The following is an 18,128-nucleotide window of genomic DNA, read 5'->3' as shown; positions in this document are numbered from 1 at the left end:
TCCTTACTCTACGACAGCTATACTCCAGGGCACCTTCTCGACCTTCGGTCTCACCTTGTCCCATGGGCAGATCATCTACTTCTACTTCGCTACTATCTAGCTCGTACAAGTAGTCATACCGCCTCAACATGGTGCGTTTGCGGGACTCAAAAGGTTCAGTGAACCTTTTGAGGATTAACTGCGTTTTACCAACAAGCTCACACACTCCACATGATGCGTCTGCGGAAAAAGATCCACCGGTTGGACTTTCTTCAATTCATAGCCCAACTCTTGGTAGAGTTTGATATCACGCGCCATGGTGGCGACGTTACAGGAGATATAGGCGATGCGGTCAGTGCCTGTTTGGGCACTTGCTTTGATAAAGCTTTCGGTCAAGCCCTTGCGTGGTGGGTCGACTAGGATAGCAGTAGGCTGGATGCCTTCCTTGAGCCAATTCTTCATGGCATTTTCAGCTGTATCGCAGACATAGTAGGCATTGGTGATGCCGTTTAAACTAGCATTCTTCCGGCTATTCTCCACGGCTTCAGGGATAACCTCTACCCCATAGACTTCCTTGACATGCTTGGCAACTGACAAGCCAATGGTCCCAATTCCGGAGTAGGCATCAATGACTACATCCTCTTCTCTTAGCCCTGCAAAATCAATGGCTGTCTGATAGAGCTTCTCAGCCATTTCTGTATTGACCTGGTAAAAAGCCGGGCCAGAGATTTGGAAGCTATTGCCCAACATTTGATCGGTAATATAGTCTTGACCATAAAGCGTACGCCATTCTTTTCCAAAAATGGCATTGGTATTCTGGTCGTTGATATTTTGCATAACGGATTTGATGGCTGGGAATTGCTTGATTAACTGCTCGATCAACTGGTCCACACGGAACACCTTGGGACGAGTTGTCACCAAAATGACCATAATTTCTCCAGAATGGTGGCCACGACGAACGACGAGATTGCGAATCAAGCCAGATTGTTCCTTTTCATCATAAGGCTTGAGGTCAAACCGACGAATCAAATCTCTAAGAGCCAAGACTACTTGGTCAATGACTGGATCTTGGATATAAAAGTCTTCAATCGGCATCAAATCATGAGAGTTCTTGCGAAAGAAGCCTGTCTCTACCTGACCATTGACACGACGGACAGGTACCTGAGCCTTGTTGCGATACTGGACAGGGTGGTCCATCCCCAAGGTCAGGGGTACTTCGATATCAGAGATTCCTGCCATCTTGTAGAGGCTATCCTTGACCTGCTTGGCCTTGAATTTCAGCTGCTCCCGATAATCTAGGTGACCCAAGTCAGCAATGCCGCTTCGCAAGTAAGCCAGGTCTAGCTCTTCATTACGATGAGGGGATTTCTCTATATACTCTTCAACTTTTCCATAGCCGATCTTCTTATTGACCTTGAGCACGCGCATGCGAATGACTTCTCCTGGCAGGGCATTCTCCACAAAAAAGACCAGGCCATCGACCTTAGCCACTCCTGCTCCTTCGTGGGTCAAATCGACAATCTCAACCGTTACAATTTCATTTTTCTTTAACATCATTTTCTATCTTTCTACAAATTAAAAGGGACGGAGTCCAAAACTCCTATCCCCTTATTATATCATCTCAGTCCCATTTGGTACAATTTCTTTTTATAAGCATCAAAATCGACCAGCAGGCCTTGGCCACCGTACATATCGTAGGCATCGACCCAATCCCCATTTTCTGGGACGGTCACTCGTTCAATTCCTTTTCCAGCACTACCGACTAGGCCAAGTCCATTGGTCAATAGGAAGGAGAAAGGAACATTGGTGGACGTCATAGCAAAGACTTTCCCGAGGGCTTCTGATCCCGTAAAGAGTTTGGTTGGATCCTTGATCTGGTGCATAATGGCAGACATGACCTCTTGCTGGCGACGGGTCCGACCAAAGTCCCCTTCATCGTCCTTACGGAAACGCGAATAATTGAGAAGGGTCCGGCCATCCATCCGTTGTTTTCCAACCTTGATGGTTTGCTGCGGAACGACACCGTCTTTCATGTTCAAATCATCTGGAACTTCTACTTCACTGACCTTTTCGCCATCAACCGTTGAAAACTTCGCATTCATCTCGACCCCATTTGGGAAGAGGGTATCGATCGCTGTCGCAAAGGTCTTGAAATCGACCATGGCGTAATATTGGATATCAATGTCAAAGTTGTCTTTAAGCATCTGGCGCACCAATTCAGCCCCTTGGTTGTTATTTTGCTCCCCGATGGTGAAAGCAGTATTGAGCTTCTGGTCGTAGTAGCCATCATATTCAGGAATATTTTGCTGGCTCACTCCATCAATATGGACCAGTGTATCCCGCATGAAGCTGACCATCTTGATCTTACCTTCTTTGTTATTGACATTGACCACCATGATGGAGTCTGTCCGTGTCTCATCCGATTTTTCACCGATCCGACCATCTGTCCCCAAAATCAGGATATTGATCCCATCTCGCGACTTCTTGCCGTTAAATTTCTCAACGACAGCCGGTTTGGCATCTGGACCTGTCGGCTTACTGTTCAGGCCTTTTACAAACATGAAGAGCATGCCACCAATAATGAGCAAGAAAAAGAGTGCAAGCCATTTGAAGATCCGTTTAACACTAATCTTTTTCAGTGGTTTCTTAGGTATATCGCTCGTCGCAGCAACTGCTTTCTTCTTAGACTTTTTGCTACGTGATTGGTAAACAGGGAGATCACCAATTGGTTCAGCAATCTCACCTTGCACTTCTTCTGTGGCATCTACCTCAGGTTGAAGGGCTTCTGTATCCTCAAAAGCTCCTTGGCTCTTCTTGAGCAGGTAATTGTATTCTAGTTGTTCTCGTTCATTCAAATAATGAAAATTTGAGTTTAAGTACTCTAATCGCTTTCGCTCGTGGTGAGATAGAAAGTTGGATTCGTTACTCATCTTTTCTCCATTCCGTTATCTTTTAAGGTATAGACCTGATACCGACCCAAGACTTTTGTCTGTATGCCCAAACTGTCTAATTCCTGATAGGCAAACTGTATGAGATCAGGCGCTTCGTTTAGGAGGTCAATAATGAAAAAGTATTCTCCTAAAGCCGTTTTTAGGGGGCGACTTTCAATCTTGGTTAAATTAATCCCCCGCCAAGCAAAGGTAGATAAGCCCTTATAGAGGGCTCCTGACAAGTTATTTGGTAAGGTTAAGGCTAAGCTTATTTTTTGAAGAGCCGGACTTAAAGTTTCCGACATCGCTGGCTCTTTAGCCCCTAAAATCCAAAAACGTGTATAATTGTCCTCAATTTCTTGGATGTCTCTGGCCTGGACTTCCAAGCTATACTCACTAGTCCGCCAGAGGGGCAATCGCGCAATTTCCAAGTCCGGATGCTCAGCTACATAGCGAGCTGCATAGGCTGTCGAAGCCGTCATTTCCATAGCCACATCCGGATAATGAGCTCTTAAAAAAGCCTTCCCTTGGGCTAAGGCCTGTGGATGCGAATAAACCGTTCGAATGGGCCGATCTTTTTTAGCCACCAAAAGCTGTTGCTTAATGGGATAGACCACTTCTGCAACAGCCTGAATCGTTCCCTGGTGAAAGAGGTAATCAAGTGTTTCATGGACACTGCCTTCAATCGAGTTTTCAACTGGGACGACTGCAAAATCGATCTCTTGATTCTCATAAGCCTTGATGACATCTGTAATCGTCCGATAGGCAATGCGTTCAGAAGTTGGAAAGCTATGAGTGGCTACATCATGGGTAAAAGACCCTTTGGGACCAAGATAGCCTACAAGCATCGAATAATCTCCGCAATTTCTTCAGGTGTTTTGTCCTCGACATCCACAATATGAGTTGCAATATCCTCATACAAAGGTAAACGTCCATCAAAAATCTTCTTGAATTCTTCTTTGGTGTTGTTTAAAAAGAGGGGACGTTGGATGGCTTTGTCATTTTGAATCCGTCTGTACAAGGTTTCAAAATCTACTCGCAGATAAATGTTGTGCGGATTATTTTCTAAAAGTGCACGGTTATGAGGATTGACCACAATCCCGCCTCCAGGAGAAATGATGGCCGCTTCATTTTCCAATAAACGCTCTAACATCTTAGTCTCACGATGACGAAAGGCAGCTTCTCCTTCCGCTTCAAAATAGTCATTGATCGACATACCGATCTCTTCAACAATTAATTCATCCATATCATAGAACTTTGGATCAAGAATGCGACCAACGGTCGTTTTCCCAGCTCCCATAAAACCAAGTAAAATTTTAGCCATGCAGTAATGTCTCCAAATCTTCGAAAAAACTAGGGTAACTGGTGTTGATGGCCTCTGCTCGATCCAATACCACATTTCCATCTCTCACCAATAAGGCCGCAACGGCAACCATCATCCCAATCCTATGATCTCCAAAGGTCTCTAATTCTGCTCCATGTAGGAGAGTCGGTCCAGTGATAATCATGCCGTCTTCCGTTGGCACGACATTGGCTCCCATAGCATTGAGGCTATCTGCTACGACCTGGATGCGGTCCGTTTCTTTCACACGAAGCTCCTCAGCATCTGCAATCACGGTCTGACCATTTGCCTGTGTCGCTAGTAAAGCAATAATCGGCAATTCATCAATCAAGCGTGGAATCAACTCCCCATCAATCCGAATCCCTTTTAAGGACGAAGTCTTAACCGTGAGACTTGCAGAGACCGCTTTTTCATCGCGATCCTCAATGGTGAGATCTCCCCCCATTTCTTGAATCACATCGAGAATCCCTGTCCGCGTTTGGTTGATGCCAACATTTTCAATCTTGATCACACTATCTGGCAGAATGAGGCCTGCCACTAACCAAAAGGCTGCACTGGAAATATCTCCAGGAACGATGACTTCTTGACCTTGGAACTCTTGTCTACTCTGGATGCGGATGGTTTTTCCATCCACCTGGATCTCTCCGCCAAATTGGCGAATCATATCCTCCGTATGGTCACGCGTCTTTTCCTTCTCGATAATCGTTGATTCACCCTCAGCCTGTAAAGCCGCAAAAATGAGAGCAGACTTGACTTGAGCCGATGCCACTGGCAAACGGTAATGAATCGGTTTGAGCTGATGGGTCCCTTTTTCATGTAAAGGTGGGCAATCGCGATCTCCCTGACCAGCAATCTCTACCCCCATCTGACGCAGTGGGATCGCGACACGATCCATGGGCCGTTTGGAAAGACTATCGTCTCCGACCATGGTCACTGCATAATCCTGACCTGCTAGGACACCTGATATCAAACGAATAGACGTTCCTGAATTGCCCATATCAAGGGGAGCGGTCGGAGCTTGAAGACCTTGAAAGCCTACTCCTTGAATCCGAATCACATCCCCGTCATCTTGGATGGAGACTCCTAAATCTCGAAACACCTGGATGGTAGAAAGCACATCTTCGCCTCGCAAGATATCATAGACCTTGGTTTCGCCCTTTGCAAGACTTCCAAAAATAATGGATCGGTGACTGATGGATTTGTCACCAGGGACACGAATGGTTCCCTTTAGACCCTTGCTATTGGTTCTTAATTTCATTGCCATCCCCAGAGTGCTTTTCCACATATTCTATCATAAATAGGACATGAATTCAATTTTTGATCAAAAATTTGGGACAAAAATCGAATGTTTCCAAGCATTTTTTGAGCTTATTTTTCTCTAGTGGCGAACGAAAATACCAGAGTCGAAATTACAACTCTGGTAGAAATTTCTATTTGTATAAATCTTGAATCGGCTCAAAGATGATCTTTTCAAGATCTGCAAGATAAATAGACAATTGCTGTTGTTTGGTGAAAAATTCATTCACAATCGGACTTGCTTGGATTTTTTCCATATAGTCCTTCATTTCTTGTTGCACAGCTTCTGTTGGAAGTTGACCGGATTGCATCAAGCCTTGTAGTTGATTTTGGAAAGCGACGTATTCGTCAAACAGCGTTTTCGCTTCTGGATTTGCTTCGATCTCTTGCTTGCTTTCTACGACAGCCTTGTATTCAGGAAGGTCTCGCAGAGTCCGAGAGAGTTCGTTTGCTACATCATAAATATTTGCCATTTTATGGGCTCCTTTACTGATAAGATACTTCTATTATACTGCTTTTCCTTCAATATTCCTAAAATGAAGCAGGCCTTTTGACGCAAATCCTACTTTAGACCTAGCGAGCAAGGACGGTATAAGACGTCGCCTGGCTGATCAATGCTTGGGCCCGCTCCTGATCTTCTGCATTTTTAAAGGTCAACTGTAAAATCCCATGGATGTCCTCCCGATTCTCTTCATTGATGTGAATATTGACCAAGGAAATCCCTTGTAGGAGTTGTAATATTTCGAGGATCACACCTTCCTTATCGGGGACATCGATAAAGAGATCATAGGCACTATCGCGTCCAGCACGCTGATGGATCTGCATTTCTTTTCGGTGCTTGCGCCCCTCATGGAAAAAGGACCAAATAGCCTCTTCGTTATCTGCTTGAATGGTCTCAGCCACCTGATCCAAACGGTCTTTGAAATCTGCAATCCGCTCTAATATCGCTTGAGGGTTGGACAAGAGAATAGAAGTCCACATACTTGGCTCACTTTCCGCAATCCGTGTCATATCCCGAAAGCCACCAGCCGCAAAACGGCGGGTCATTTCATGCTCTTCCCCATAAGCTACGGCCTGCTCGACCAGAGTCGAAGCTAAAATATGAGGAAAATGGCTGATCTGGGAAGTCACCCGATCGTGTTCCTCAGCATCGATTTCAATAAATCGAGATCCCAATCCACTCAGAAGCTCTTTCAACTCTTCCATGGCACCTTCTGTGGTCAAGCCTGAAGGAGTAAAAATATAATAAGCGTTCTCAAATAAGGTGGCATCTGTGCACCTGTCTTATGACTACCAGCCATGGGGTGTCCTCCCACAAAGCGAACAGCCTTGTCTGTAAATACCTTTTCAGCTTGTGCGACAATTTCTGCCTTGGTAGAGCCTGCATCTGTCACCAGTACCTGGTCTTTCAAATTCAGGCCAGCTAAGGTTTCTAAGTAAGATTTGGATTGCTTAATCGGAAGCGCCAAAATAATAATATCCGCGAAAGGGGCAAAGGCTGCGAAATCATCCGTCACCTGATCCACCATTCCTCTTTCAAGGGCGATGGTTCGAGAGGCTTCACTACGATTGTACCCAAGAATAGTCACATGTGGGTGGGCTCTCTTAATGCCTAGCGCTAATGAAGCACCAATCAAACCCAACCCTGCAATATAAACAACTTTCTTCTCCAAAGGAAAACTCTTTCTCTTAAAAATTCTTCGTAAATTCCCGGTGCTTAGCAACAGCTTCTTTCAATTCTTCCAAGTTATCGGATGAAAATTTTTCAAGCACTTCTGTAGCAAGGACCGTTGCGACCACTGCTTCCATTACCACTCCTGCAGCTGGTAGAGCCGTTGGGTCGCTGCGCTCAACCGTTGCCTTATAGGGCTCATGGGTCTCAATATCCACACTCATCAAGGGTTTGTAGAGGGTCGGAATAGGCTTCATGACACCACGAACCAGAATGGGCTCACCGTTGGTCATCCCCCCCTCAAAACCACCAAGATTATTGGTGCGACGGGTATAGCCAGTGTCCTGAGACCAGATGATTTCATCCATGACTTGACTACCTTTTAGACGACCTGCGTCAAACCCAAGACCAAACTCCACTCCCTTAAAGGCATTGATAGAGACCACTCCTTGAGCGATTTTGGCATCCAATTTCTTGTCCCATTGCACATAGGATCCTAGTCCAACAGGCACACCGCCAACCAAGGTTTCCACAATTCCCCCGATGGTATCACCATCTTTTTTCACTTGGTCAATGTAGGCCTTAACGGCTTCTTCTTGTTCTGGCACAACGATCGAAACTTCCGACTTCGCTGCTTTTTCCTTGATTTCTGAAACGGTTAGATTCTCGGGAATTGCAATCTCAATTCCCCCAAAATTAACAATGTGGCTGGCCACTTCAAGGCCGATTTCTTCTAAAATCCGTTTAGCAACTGCACCAACGGCTACACGCATGGTCGTCTCACGGGCTGAAGAACGTTCGAGCGAATTACGAAGATCGTCAAAACGGTATTTCATCCCTCCGACTAGATCGGCATGACCAGGACGTGGCTTGGTAATCTTACGCAGATTTTTCTTTTTCTCTTCGACCGGTGCTACATTCATGATCTCCAGCCATTTTTGATGATCCAGATTGGTCACATTCAGCGTAATCGGACCTCCCATGGTCAAGCCATGACGGACCCCTGAAGTGATCTCGACCCGGTCACTTTCGATTTTCATCCGAGCACCACGACCATAGCCACCTTGTCGACGTTTGAGCTCTTTATTAATATCCTCTTCAGATAAAGGAAGGCCTGCTGGAACCCCCTCGATAATAGCTGTAAGTCGAGGACCATGGGACTCTCCTGCTGTTAAATATCTCATACGACCTTATTCCTTTCTTTCTAAAAAGTCCTTCATTTCTTGAAGAGGGATTTGATGAATCGCTGCTTGCCCCAACTCTGGAACAATTACTAATTTCAAGTTCGTCCCACGCGCTTTTTTGTCATGAGTCAAGGCTTGATAAAGGGCGTCTTTATTCCAGTTCTCACAGGTCACCGGAAGGCCAAATTTCCGGCACATTTCTTCAATTTTTTGAGTGATTCCTTTTGGCATCAAGCCCTTTTCTTCTGCAACTCGTGACAACTGTACCATGCCCATACTAACGGCTTCCCCATGCATAACCTGTCCATAACCAGCTGTCGCTTCAATGGCATGCCCGATGGTATGACCAAAATTGAGATACAGTCGAATGCCATTGTCCAGCTCGTCTGCCACCACATGGTCTCGCTTCACCAGGCAAGAATGAGAAATGATGCTCTCTGCATGCTCTAAAATACTCTCAACAGAACCATTCATGGCTTCCAATTCTTCCCAAAGTTCCGTATCTTGGATGAGACCGTACTTGATGACTTCGCCCATCCCCTCGATCAATTCACGTTGCCCCAATGTGCTTAACACTTCAGGATCAATAAACACACCATCTGGTTGGGCAAAAGTTCCTACCATGTTTTTGGCAAGTGCGGTGTTGACTCCAGTCTTTCCCCCGATAGAAGAATCTACCTGTGCGGTCAAGCTAGTCGGGATCTGAACAAAGGAAATTCCCCGCATATAGGTCGAGGCAGCAAAACCAGCCAAATCACCAACTACGCCACCCCCAAGAGCAACGATTCCATCACTGCGCGTCATGCCCTGGGTAGCTAGAAAGTCATAGACTTTTGAAACAGTGGTTAGATTCTTACTGGCTTCCCCTTGAAGAAACTCAAAGCGCACCACTTGAAAACCAGCTTTCTCCAGGCTCTTCTCTACGATAGAGGCATATAGCTTAGCCACCCGGTTATCGGAAATAATAGCGACTTTTTTATCGCCCCAAAGAGTGCGCAACCAGTCTCCAACTTGGTTGAGACCACCTCTTTCAATCACAATATCATAGGAATGTCCTGGAATAGGTACCGATACGTTCATAGGAATCTCCTTCACGTTTTTCTTTGATTCTATCTTATCATGAAATAGGGTACATGTCTCAAAAAAATGAAAAAGAGACTAGAGCAAGACTGTTTTTTTAAAAATCAGGTCTTGTTCTAATCTCATAAAGCTTTTTCAATAGGAAAAGGTAAACCTCTCTCTTAGTCACATACAAATTGGCGATATTCTGTTATCAATGCTTTCCATACAGACTCTGTAGGAAATACTTTCCCAGTCATTAATTCAAAGGCTGCTTCAGCTTGATAAAAGAGCATTCCCAGCCCATTTACCCTCTGGTTTCCTTGATTCACTGCTAATTGCAGAAAGGGGGTCACTGCCGGATAGTAGGCCATCTCTACGATTAAGGCCTGTGGGGGAAAGGTCAAGTGACTCGCTATCGGAAGAGAATGACCATCCATGCCTACACCAGTCGCATTTAAGATGAGATCGGCTTGATTAAAGGAGCTTTGAACGTCTTCATTTTTCTCAATCGCATACAATTCTATCAAGAAATCAAAGGCATCTTCTAGCAACTGAACCTTGGAACGATAATGAAGCAATCTCTCCTCTCTCACAAAGACAAGGATACGTTTTACACCTAGATGAATGGCCTGTGCAATAATCGCTAAAGCTGCACCACCTGCACCTAAGAGAACCATTGTTTTTCCCTTAATAGAGAAAGCAGGAGGTAAACTACGAAAGAAACCAATTCCATCCGTATTATAGCCTTTCAGCTTACCATCGCGGTGAACGATAGTATTGACAGAACCGATCTTTCGGGCCATCTCATCCACTTCATCTAAGTAAGGAAAGACCTTCTGCTTGTATGGCATGGAGATATTGGCCCCAATCATATCCAACTTACGAATTTGGCTGATGGTGCTTTCTAAGTCTTCTTCAGCAATATCCCAAGCTAGATAAGCAGCATTGGTCGCTGTTAATTCATAGGCTAGATTATGAATGAAAGGAGAGATACTATGACGAATGGGATGGGCAATGACCGCTGCCATCCGAGTATATCCGTCAATCTTCATTTAATAACTCCCGAATTCTTCTCATATTTTCAAGAGGAATTTGACCTGGGGCACTTTCATCTCCGACTCTAGCATAAGACCAGGAAGAACCTGTCAAATCAGCTGTCAAGCGCGAAATCTTCCCGACCTTGCCCATGGAAATCGTTACATATTCTTGCTCAGGGTTCAGTGTCTTGAAACCACGCGTATAATTCATCAAGTCAAGAACATCTTGTTCATTGTGGGCCATAACGGATACCTTGACTAATTTTGGAGAAAAGCTGGTCAATTCCGATAAGATCTCCATCATATTTTCCGGAGTTTCTTGGAAGTTATGGTAGCTGAGAACAAGATTTGAAAATTCCAACATCTCTTCAAAGACTTCACGGTGACTATAATACTCGAAATCGATATAATCCGGATGATAGATGGATTGAATATCTTTCAGGATCCCAACATATTCCTCGTTGGTCAGCTCCATCTCTCCACCTTCAGCTCGAGTCCGCAAGGTGAATAAAATCTCGCGTCCAGCAAATTTCTCAAAAACTGCAGGAGCAACAGTTAAGATCTCGCTTTTTTCTAAAAAGTCCGCACGCCACTCAATAACATCCGCATCCTCGTAACGCGAACTATCTAGTTGTTGCGCCTCTTCTAAGGAGCGAGGCATAATCGAAACAACTAACTTCATACATCCACCCTAATTGTAAATACTTTTAAGTAATTACTACTTTCTTCTTTCTTGTTCCACCGAAAATCTCCCGGAAGGCCGTATTCCGCTAAATAGCGATGCTTACGGCCTTGAAATCCTTTTTCGATCTGTTTTTTAAATTTATCTTTGGTCACATTAGCCGCATTGGTACTGAGAATCAAGGTCCCACCTGGATGTAAAATCTCAATGGCCTCGCTGACCAACCGATGGTAATCTTTAGCGACTGAAAAGGTCCGTTTTTTATTTCTCGCAAAGCTAGGCGGATCGAGCACGATCACATCATAGCTTAGGTCATGGCGTTTGGCATATTTGTAATAGTCAAAGACATCCATCACGACAAAACGATGAGCATCCAGCGTCAAGCCATTTGCCACAAAATGCGCTTCTGATAGTTCTCTACTTCTCTTAGCAAGATCGACCGACGTTGTCTCAACTGCTCCACCCATTGCCGAAGCCACAGAGAAGGCTGCCGTATAGGAGAACATATTGAGCAAGGACTTACCAGCTGCTAATCCCTCTACCAAGCTACCTCGAACTTCATGCTGATCCAAAAAGATTCCCGTCATCAAACCATCATTGAGAAAGACTTGGTAAGAGACTCCATTTTCAAGAATCAAAAATTCTTGCGGAGCTTCTTCTCCATAGACATGAGCCGATTCATAGTCCAAGCCTTTAAAGCGAATCTTTTCATAGCCGCCTCGGACTTCTGGAAAAGCCTCTTGAAAGGCCGCTAGAATGGTTTCCTTGATCTGAAATACGAAGGGATTGTACCAAGAAAAGACAACAAACTCACCATACAAGTCAACCGTGAAACCACCAAAACCATCTCCCTCTTGGTTGAAAAGACGAAAGGCTGTCGTCGTTTCATCCGCATAATAAGAACGACGGTATTGCTTGGCTTTGATGAAAAGCTTTTTAAAAAAGTCTTGATCAAAAGCGACCAACTCTTGCGAAACAAACCATCCAATCCCTTTATTTTGTTCAGATAAGTATCCGACTCCGAGGGATTGTCCATCTCCTGAAAGCAATTGAACCGCTTGATCCAAAGCAGGAAGAGAGTCAAAATCTTGCTTTTCAAGAAGAGATTGTCCTTGTTTGATTTTTGTTGCGACTTGGCGACTGACTGTGAGTTTTTTCATACCCTCTATTATAGCAAAAGTCTGCAGTTTTCACAAAGGGAGGCTTTATTTACTGGAACTTTTTTTACCATTTTATCCTAGCTCTCATCATTTAGCTTCAAATGATATAAAATGCCGGATCTTTCCTATTTCTTTCCTCTTCTTTACAGTCATCTTTTTCTTTCTCCATAAAATTGTGGTATACTTGTATATGAAAATTTTTAGGAAATAAGACAAGGAAGTAACATTTTGTGAAAAAAATTACGAATTCGATACTCAATTTCATGAGTACCAGACTAGGATTTGTCTTGACCCTTCTGCTGCTCTACTGGTTCAAAACCATGTGGGCCTATTCAGTTGATTTTAATTTAGACATTCAGGGACCGTATCAGATTTTTCTAGCAGTGATCAACCCATTGCCGATCAGTCTGCTCTTCATCGGTCTAGCACTCTATATCAAACGAACCAAGCTCTTTTATAGTTTGGCCTTTGGGATCTATCTTCTCTTATTTATTTGGTTGATTTCCAACTCCATCTATTATCGAGAGTTTACAGACTTTGTAACGGTTAATACCATGTTGGCTTCTAGCAAGGTTTCTGCTGGTTTAGGAGCCGCGGCTCTAGAATTGTTCCGCCCTTGGGATGTGATTTACATTCTAGATTTCCCGATTCTCGCTTTTTTCTTCTTTAAGAAATGGATTCGAATGGACAATCGTCCCTTCAATAAACGAGCTAGTTTTGCGGTTACCTCTTTATCTGCCATGCTCTTTTCGGCCAACCTTTTCCTTGCAGAAATTGACCGACCTGAGCTTTTGACTCGTGGGTTCTCAAACTACTATGTCGTCCGTGCCTTAGGCTTACCAGCCTTTCTGGGTTACAGCGCTAATCAGACCTATGCTGCCAACAAAGAGCGTTCCAAAGCCTCCGAAGAAGATTTAAAACCGGTTGAAGAATATATCCAACAGCATTATGCCAAGCCTAATCCTGAGTACTTTGGAATGGCTAAAGGCCGTAATGTCATCTACATTCACCTGGAAAGTTTCCAACAATTCTTGATCGATTACAAGTTGAAAGTAGATGATAAAGAATATGAAGTAACACCTTTCTTAAATTCACTTTACCACTCAAAGGAAACCTTTTCCTTTTCAAATGTCTTTAACCAAGTCAAGGCAGGGAAAACGTCCGATGCTGAGACCATGATTGAAACAGGCCTCTTCGGACTCAACCAAGGTTCCTTTATGGTGAACTATGGTGGAACCAATACCCAACAGGCTGCACCATTTATTCTTTCAAAAAATGGTTACAACTCGAGCGCTGTTTTCCACGGGAATGCTGGAAGTTTCTGGAACCGAAATACAGCCTATAAACAATGGGGCTACAATTATTTCTTTGATGCCAGCTACTTCACCAAACAAAACAGCAGTAATTCTTTCCAATATGGTCTCAATGACAAATACATGCTCAAAGATTCCATCAAATACCTTGAAAGATTGCAACAACCTTTCTATACGAAGTTCATTACAGTTTCCAACCACTATCCTTATACAACCAGCTTGTCAGGAGATGATCTTGGCTTCCCTTTAGCTAAGACACAGGACGAAACCATCAATGGCTATTTTGCGACCGCTAACTACCTAGATTCTTCGATCAAGGCCTTCTTTGATTACCTGAAAGAATCTGGTCTTTACAAAAATTCCATCATCATCCTCTACGGAGACCACTACGGAATTTCAAACTCTCGCAACCCAGCTCTCGCTCCACTACTTGGCAAGAACTCTGAAACGTGGTCAAGCTATGACAATGCCATGTTGCAACGAGTGCCATATATGGTAGTCATTCCAGGTATGGATAAAGGAGGAATCATTGATACCTTTGGTGGCGAAATTGATATGCTCCCAACCTTGGAACACTTGCTGGGTATTGAGTCCAACAAATTCCTCCAGGTTGGTCAAGATATGCTCTCACCAGATCATGATCAAATCGTAGCCTTCCGATCCGCTAACTACTTTGTAACTCCAGAGTATACGAGTTACAGTGGTCGGACCTATTACACAAAAACAGGTGAGGAAATCACCAACCCAGATGAAAATACCAAGGAACAACTGGATAAAATCCGAGAAGCTGCTAACCTTCAATTGAGGATTAGCGATAGCATCCAAACGGGTGATCTCCTTCGCTTCTTCAAGGGCAATGATCTTGGAAAAGTCAATCCAGAAGATTATTCCTACACCAATTCCTTCAAGGCATTGAAGAAGATTGAAAAGGAAAAAGGTGACAAATCAACCAGCCTTTATCATCAACGTGGCAACCAGTCCACCGTTGATCTCTTCAAGGCACCAACTTATAAAGAATTGCACCCAGAAGACGATAGTTCTTCCTCAAGCGAGACCAGTAGCAGTTCTTCTAAATAAAAAGAATCCCTGAGTTTAAAAACTCAGGGATTTTGTGATTTCTTTCAAAAGAACTTAATCTAGGACTTCAAAAATAGAAGCTGTTAAATTCTCCACATAGAATGGGCGCTTATGGCGACTATTGCCAACCATCAATTTCAATTTATCTGAATTTTGGAGGTAATATGGAAGTCCGCTGGCGTTGAAGATGACCAAGTACTTCTTGTCTCCTGTTAATTCATAGATGACAAGGCCACTGGTATCAGTTGCAGATTGAATAAAGACTTGTTGGTAGATTTTATCATAGCTTTCAAGCGCTAAGACAGGAAGACTTGTCTTCAAATTGATCAAGCTTCGGATATAGGCAATTGATTCCTTGTTTTGACTGACCAGATCCCAGTTGACCTGATTCACAAAATCTGGAGCATTGTAGGAATTCATGGCCCGTTCACGATCCAAAGGAGTGATTTCTCCATCAGGACCTGTCGCTACCAATTTGGTCCTCATGAACTCTTGACCCAATTGCATAAAGGTCATGCCCTGAAAGAGCAGATTCATGGCCGTAGCCAACTCTGAGCGCTTGACCAATCCTGCTACTTTTTCATTCGGATGAAGAGTCTGAAGCAAGTCATAGAGATTATAATTGTCATGAGCCTCCACATAATTCAAGACCTGATTGGGACTTAAATAATTGCCAAGCTCTGCACTACCTAAAACAGCACGCGCAACGATATACTCTGTTGATTTTCGGCTGACGAAGCCACGCTTGATGGAACCATAAACCTCAGCCCCTTTAATGGCATCGCGCTCCGTGTCGTTAAAGAATCCAATACGTGGCAATTGCGCCGCATTGTCTTTCTTAGCCTTGTCTTCTGGTGCGAGACCTGTTCCCATATCCCAACCTTCTCCGTAAAGAAGAATGCGAGGATCCAGAGCATCCATAGCCTCCCGAATAGCATTCATTGTCGTCACATCGTGAATGCCCATCAAATCAAAGCGGAAACCATCGATCTGGTACTCTTTGACCCAGTGCGTGAGGGAATCAATCATGTACTTGCGGTACATTTCATGCTCACTCGCCGTCTCATTACCGACACCTGTCCCATTTTGGAAGCGCCCATCTGGCTCCATCCGGTAATAATAATCCGGAACTGTATTTTGGAAAGGACCATGCTCAGTTGAGTAGGTATGATTGTAGACCACATCTATGACTACAGAAATCCCTGCTTCATGATAAGCCCGGATCATCGTTTTAAGCTCTTTCATGGTTCGTTTGGGATTGGATGGATCTGTTGAAAAACTGGTTTCTGGTGCAGAATGATTCTGAACGTCGTAACCCCAATTGTAGGTCACACGACCTTCTTCATCGTACTGTTTATAGCGATCAGATATCGGCTGCAATTGCACGACATTGACCCCTAACTGACGGATATAATCAAAGGCAGTCGCATCGCCATGGCTATTGACAGTTCCTTCTTGGCAAGCCCCCAGATAGGTCCCACGCAAAGACTCGTCCACACCTGATGTCGGTGACTTGGTCAAATCCCGAAGGTGCATCTCATAAATCACTGCTTGACAAGGATTGCCCAAGCGCCAAGGAGTCGCATCTGCGCCTTTTTTAGGACCCCAATCAAACTGACGATCTGCTCGTGAAAGAATGGCTGAGCGCATCCCATCGGCTGTCGTTGCAATGCTATAAGGATCGCGCGTTACTTGAGTATGGTGTTCAAAATGCACACGATATTGATAGGCCATGCCACTTAAATTTCCTAGAAAATCTAAAATCCAAACACCATGGGTATTTTCTGGGTGGTAGCTAGACTCTTGTTTGCCACGCGTCATCGGAATACTCTTCCAAACAGGTGCATCCAGCTCAGTTGATTGATAAAGCAACAATTCAACTTTCTTAGCCGTTGGTGCCCATAGTTTAAAGCAATGCTCCCCTTCTTCCTCCCGATGACCGAGCCAGCCTTGATACGCCCATTTAGCATCAAACTCTCTAGGGTGCATCGCCATATCGTAGGCATGAGGCTGACGATGGCTGTATGCATGACTCGTCAAAGCAGCTTGCAAAGAATAATAGACTGTATCGTCTCCATCAAGAATCCACACTTCTCGAACATGCCCTTCTGGTAAGAGTTCGATTTCAAAATCACGGGTCTTGGTGAGCCAATCCCCTTCTTTAACCAGGACATGGCCCCGGTTCAAGGCATGCTCACTCTCGTATACCAGGTTTCCCTCCACTCCAAAATAATCCAACTTGGAGAAAGAGACCGATTTTCCTTCTACTTGATCCTGCCACTGCCACATATCATAGGCAAAATAATTTCCTTTTTGCTTATGAAAATGAAGCTTTACATGGTATTGTCGCATAACATTTTCCTATTTCCAATTTAATACCGAAGGAACCATCCGCTTGTAAAACACGTAATGGACTCCAACTATTTGTTTTTATTCTTCAGATGGGTGAACCAAAGCATCGTTGTTGATTTCATCAATATTTGCAAAGAATTCCAAGTGATTATGGAAGACTTCCAATTCAACCGGCGTATCTCCCCCGTATTCCCCATCTAGATTGATGCGGAATGGTTGAGCATTTTTCCCTAGCATTTCGATCGTCAACTTCTTGGTCTTGAGATATTCTACATTTTCATCGTGCACATGCTTGCCCCCATTGATGGCCTGAATCATCAAGGACAACATGTTAAAGAGCTTAGCAGTTTTTACGATAATCAAGGTAAAGTTCCCATCATCGAGCTTAGCGTCTGGTGCCACGCTTTCAAAGCCAGCAATTGAGTTGGTCAAGGCCACAAAAATCATAGATGCTGGCCCTTCAAAGACACCATTGTCGTGCTCAATCCGTACCTTTCGAGCCTTGTTTCGCGGCAACATTTTAGCTGCTTCAGCCACATAGGCAAAGTAACCCAAGCGAGATTTAACACTACTTGGAACACTGAAGGTCAATTCTGTCATGGTTCCTGCTGCAGCAATGTTGATGAAATACTTACTGCCATAGGCACGACCAATATCCATCTGAATGGTTTGATTCTTTTCGATAATGCGAGCAGCCGCCACAGGATCACCCATCGGGATCTTCAAGGCACGCGCATAGTCATTGGTGGTACCGGTCGGGATAAAGGCCATCTGCGGACGATTTTCCAGACCTGCGACCCCATTGACCACTTCGTTAATCGTACCATCTCCACCAGCGGCAATGATTAAATCAAAGCCTGCTTTAGCGGCTCTTTCTGCTTCATTTTGAGCAGAAAATGGTTCTGGAGTCGTTTGATAAGCGCTGGTTTCATAGCCCACGTCTTCGAGTACATCCAAGACTTCCGCAATATTTTTCTTGATAATTTCTTGCCCAGAGGTCGGATTATAAATTAAACGGGCTTTTTTGATTCGTTCTACCATA

General features: G+C 44.2%; 14 protein-coding genes and 1 pseudogene. 1 reads left to right on the top strand and 14 read right to left on the bottom strand.

Annotated features, from left to right (window positions below):
- Nucleotides 1-174: 174 nt before the first annotated feature.
- From rlmD to AB4X21_RS04805, 12 genes and pseudogenes are all read right to left on the bottom strand, one after another.
- Nucleotides 175-1,533, bottom strand: coding sequence for a 23S rRNA (uracil(1939)-C(5))-methyltransferase RlmD (gene rlmD / locus AB4X21_RS04860; protein WP_369088363.1), 1,359 nt, complete (start codon nucleotides 1,531-1,533; stop codon nucleotides 175-177).
- Nucleotides 1,534-1,595: 62 nt separating this feature from the next.
- The gene (locus AB4X21_RS04855) at nucleotides 1,596-2,909 is read right to left on the bottom strand and encodes an LCP family protein (RefSeq protein WP_369088299.1); all 1,314 of its coding nucleotides are present in this window, start codon (nucleotides 2,907-2,909) and stop codon (nucleotides 1,596-1,598) included.
- Nucleotides 2,906-3,757: a prephenate dehydratase gene (pheA, locus tag AB4X21_RS04850; protein ID WP_369088298.1), complete on the bottom strand. Its 852-nt coding sequence runs from the start codon at nucleotides 3,755-3,757 to the stop codon at nucleotides 2,906-2,908. The genes AB4X21_RS04855 and pheA overlap by 4 nt, the downstream gene beginning before the upstream one ends.
- Entirely contained in the window at nucleotides 3,748-4,233 is a 486-nt protein-coding gene (locus AB4X21_RS04845) for a shikimate kinase (protein ID WP_155125780.1), read from the bottom strand. Before AB4X21_RS04845 ends, pheA begins: the two co-directional genes overlap by 10 nt.
- On the bottom strand, nucleotides 4,226-5,509 hold the full coding sequence (gene aroA / locus AB4X21_RS04840) for a 3-phosphoshikimate 1-carboxyvinyltransferase (RefSeq protein WP_155125778.1): 1,284 nt from the start codon (nucleotides 5,507-5,509) through the stop codon (nucleotides 4,226-4,228). The genes AB4X21_RS04845 and aroA overlap by 8 nt, the downstream gene beginning before the upstream one ends.
- Nucleotides 5,510-5,681: 172 nt before the next feature.
- Nucleotides 5,682-6,020, bottom strand: coding sequence for a YlbF/YmcA family competence regulator (locus AB4X21_RS04835; protein WP_369088297.1), 339 nt, complete (start codon nucleotides 6,018-6,020; stop codon nucleotides 5,682-5,684).
- A gap of 100 nt (nucleotides 6,021-6,120) precedes the next feature.
- Nucleotides 6,121-7,220, bottom strand: a pseudogene (locus AB4X21_RS04830) (prephenate dehydrogenase).
- Nucleotides 7,221-7,236: 16 nt separating this feature from the next.
- Nucleotides 7,237-8,403, bottom strand: a complete 1,167-nt coding sequence (gene aroC / locus AB4X21_RS04825; protein WP_155125775.1) for a chorismate synthase — start codon at nucleotides 8,401-8,403, stop codon at nucleotides 7,237-7,239.
- 6 nt (nucleotides 8,404-8,409) lie between these two features.
- Entirely contained in the window at nucleotides 8,410-9,483 is a 1,074-nt protein-coding gene (aroB, locus tag AB4X21_RS04820) for a 3-dehydroquinate synthase (RefSeq protein WP_155125773.1), read from the bottom strand.
- Between the two features lie 161 nt (nucleotides 9,484-9,644).
- Nucleotides 9,645-10,517 carry a shikimate dehydrogenase gene (gene aroE, locus AB4X21_RS04815; protein WP_155125771.1) on the bottom strand — a complete coding sequence of 291 codons (873 nt, stop codon included), beginning with the start codon at nucleotides 10,515-10,517 and terminating at the stop codon, nucleotides 9,645-9,647.
- On the bottom strand, nucleotides 10,507-11,184 hold the full coding sequence (gene aroD / locus AB4X21_RS04810; protein WP_003014374.1) for a type I 3-dehydroquinate dehydratase: 678 nt from the start codon (nucleotides 11,182-11,184) through the stop codon (nucleotides 10,507-10,509). Before aroD ends, aroE begins: the two co-directional genes overlap by 11 nt.
- Complete coding sequence (locus AB4X21_RS04805; RefSeq protein WP_320910787.1) at nucleotides 11,181-12,344, bottom strand: class I SAM-dependent rRNA methyltransferase; 1,164 nt, start codon at nucleotides 12,342-12,344, stop codon at nucleotides 11,181-11,183. Before AB4X21_RS04805 ends, aroD begins: the two co-directional genes overlap by 4 nt.
- A 230-nt stretch (nucleotides 12,345-12,574) precedes the next feature.
- Between AB4X21_RS04805 and AB4X21_RS04800 the strand changes: the two genes are divergently transcribed.
- Nucleotides 12,575-14,734, top strand: a complete 2,160-nt coding sequence (locus tag AB4X21_RS04800) for an LTA synthase family protein (RefSeq protein WP_369088296.1) — start codon at nucleotides 12,575-12,577, stop codon at nucleotides 14,732-14,734.
- A gap of 54 nt (nucleotides 14,735-14,788) precedes the next feature.
- Here the strand turns inward: AB4X21_RS04800 and pulA are convergent, their stop codons facing one another.
- Nucleotides 14,789-17,086 carry a type I pullulanase gene (gene pulA, locus AB4X21_RS04795; RefSeq protein ID WP_003011919.1) on the bottom strand — a complete coding sequence of 766 codons (2,298 nt, stop codon included), beginning with the start codon at nucleotides 17,084-17,086 and terminating at the stop codon, nucleotides 14,789-14,791.
- A 78-nt stretch (nucleotides 17,087-17,164) separates the two neighbouring features.
- Complete coding sequence (locus tag AB4X21_RS04790; RefSeq protein WP_003006748.1) at nucleotides 17,165-18,127, bottom strand: diacylglycerol kinase family lipid kinase; 963 nt, start codon at nucleotides 18,125-18,127, stop codon at nucleotides 17,165-17,167.
- Nucleotide 18,128 lies beyond the last annotated feature (1 nt).

This window comes from Streptococcus sp. CP1998 (assembly GCF_041026655.1).
In the GTDB taxonomy this organism is placed as follows: domain Bacteria; phylum Bacillota; class Bacilli; order Lactobacillales; family Streptococcaceae; genus Streptococcus; species Streptococcus dentalis.
Note: the sequence above shows the minus strand (reverse complement) of the source record. Positions and strands in the feature narration are given on the sequence as shown.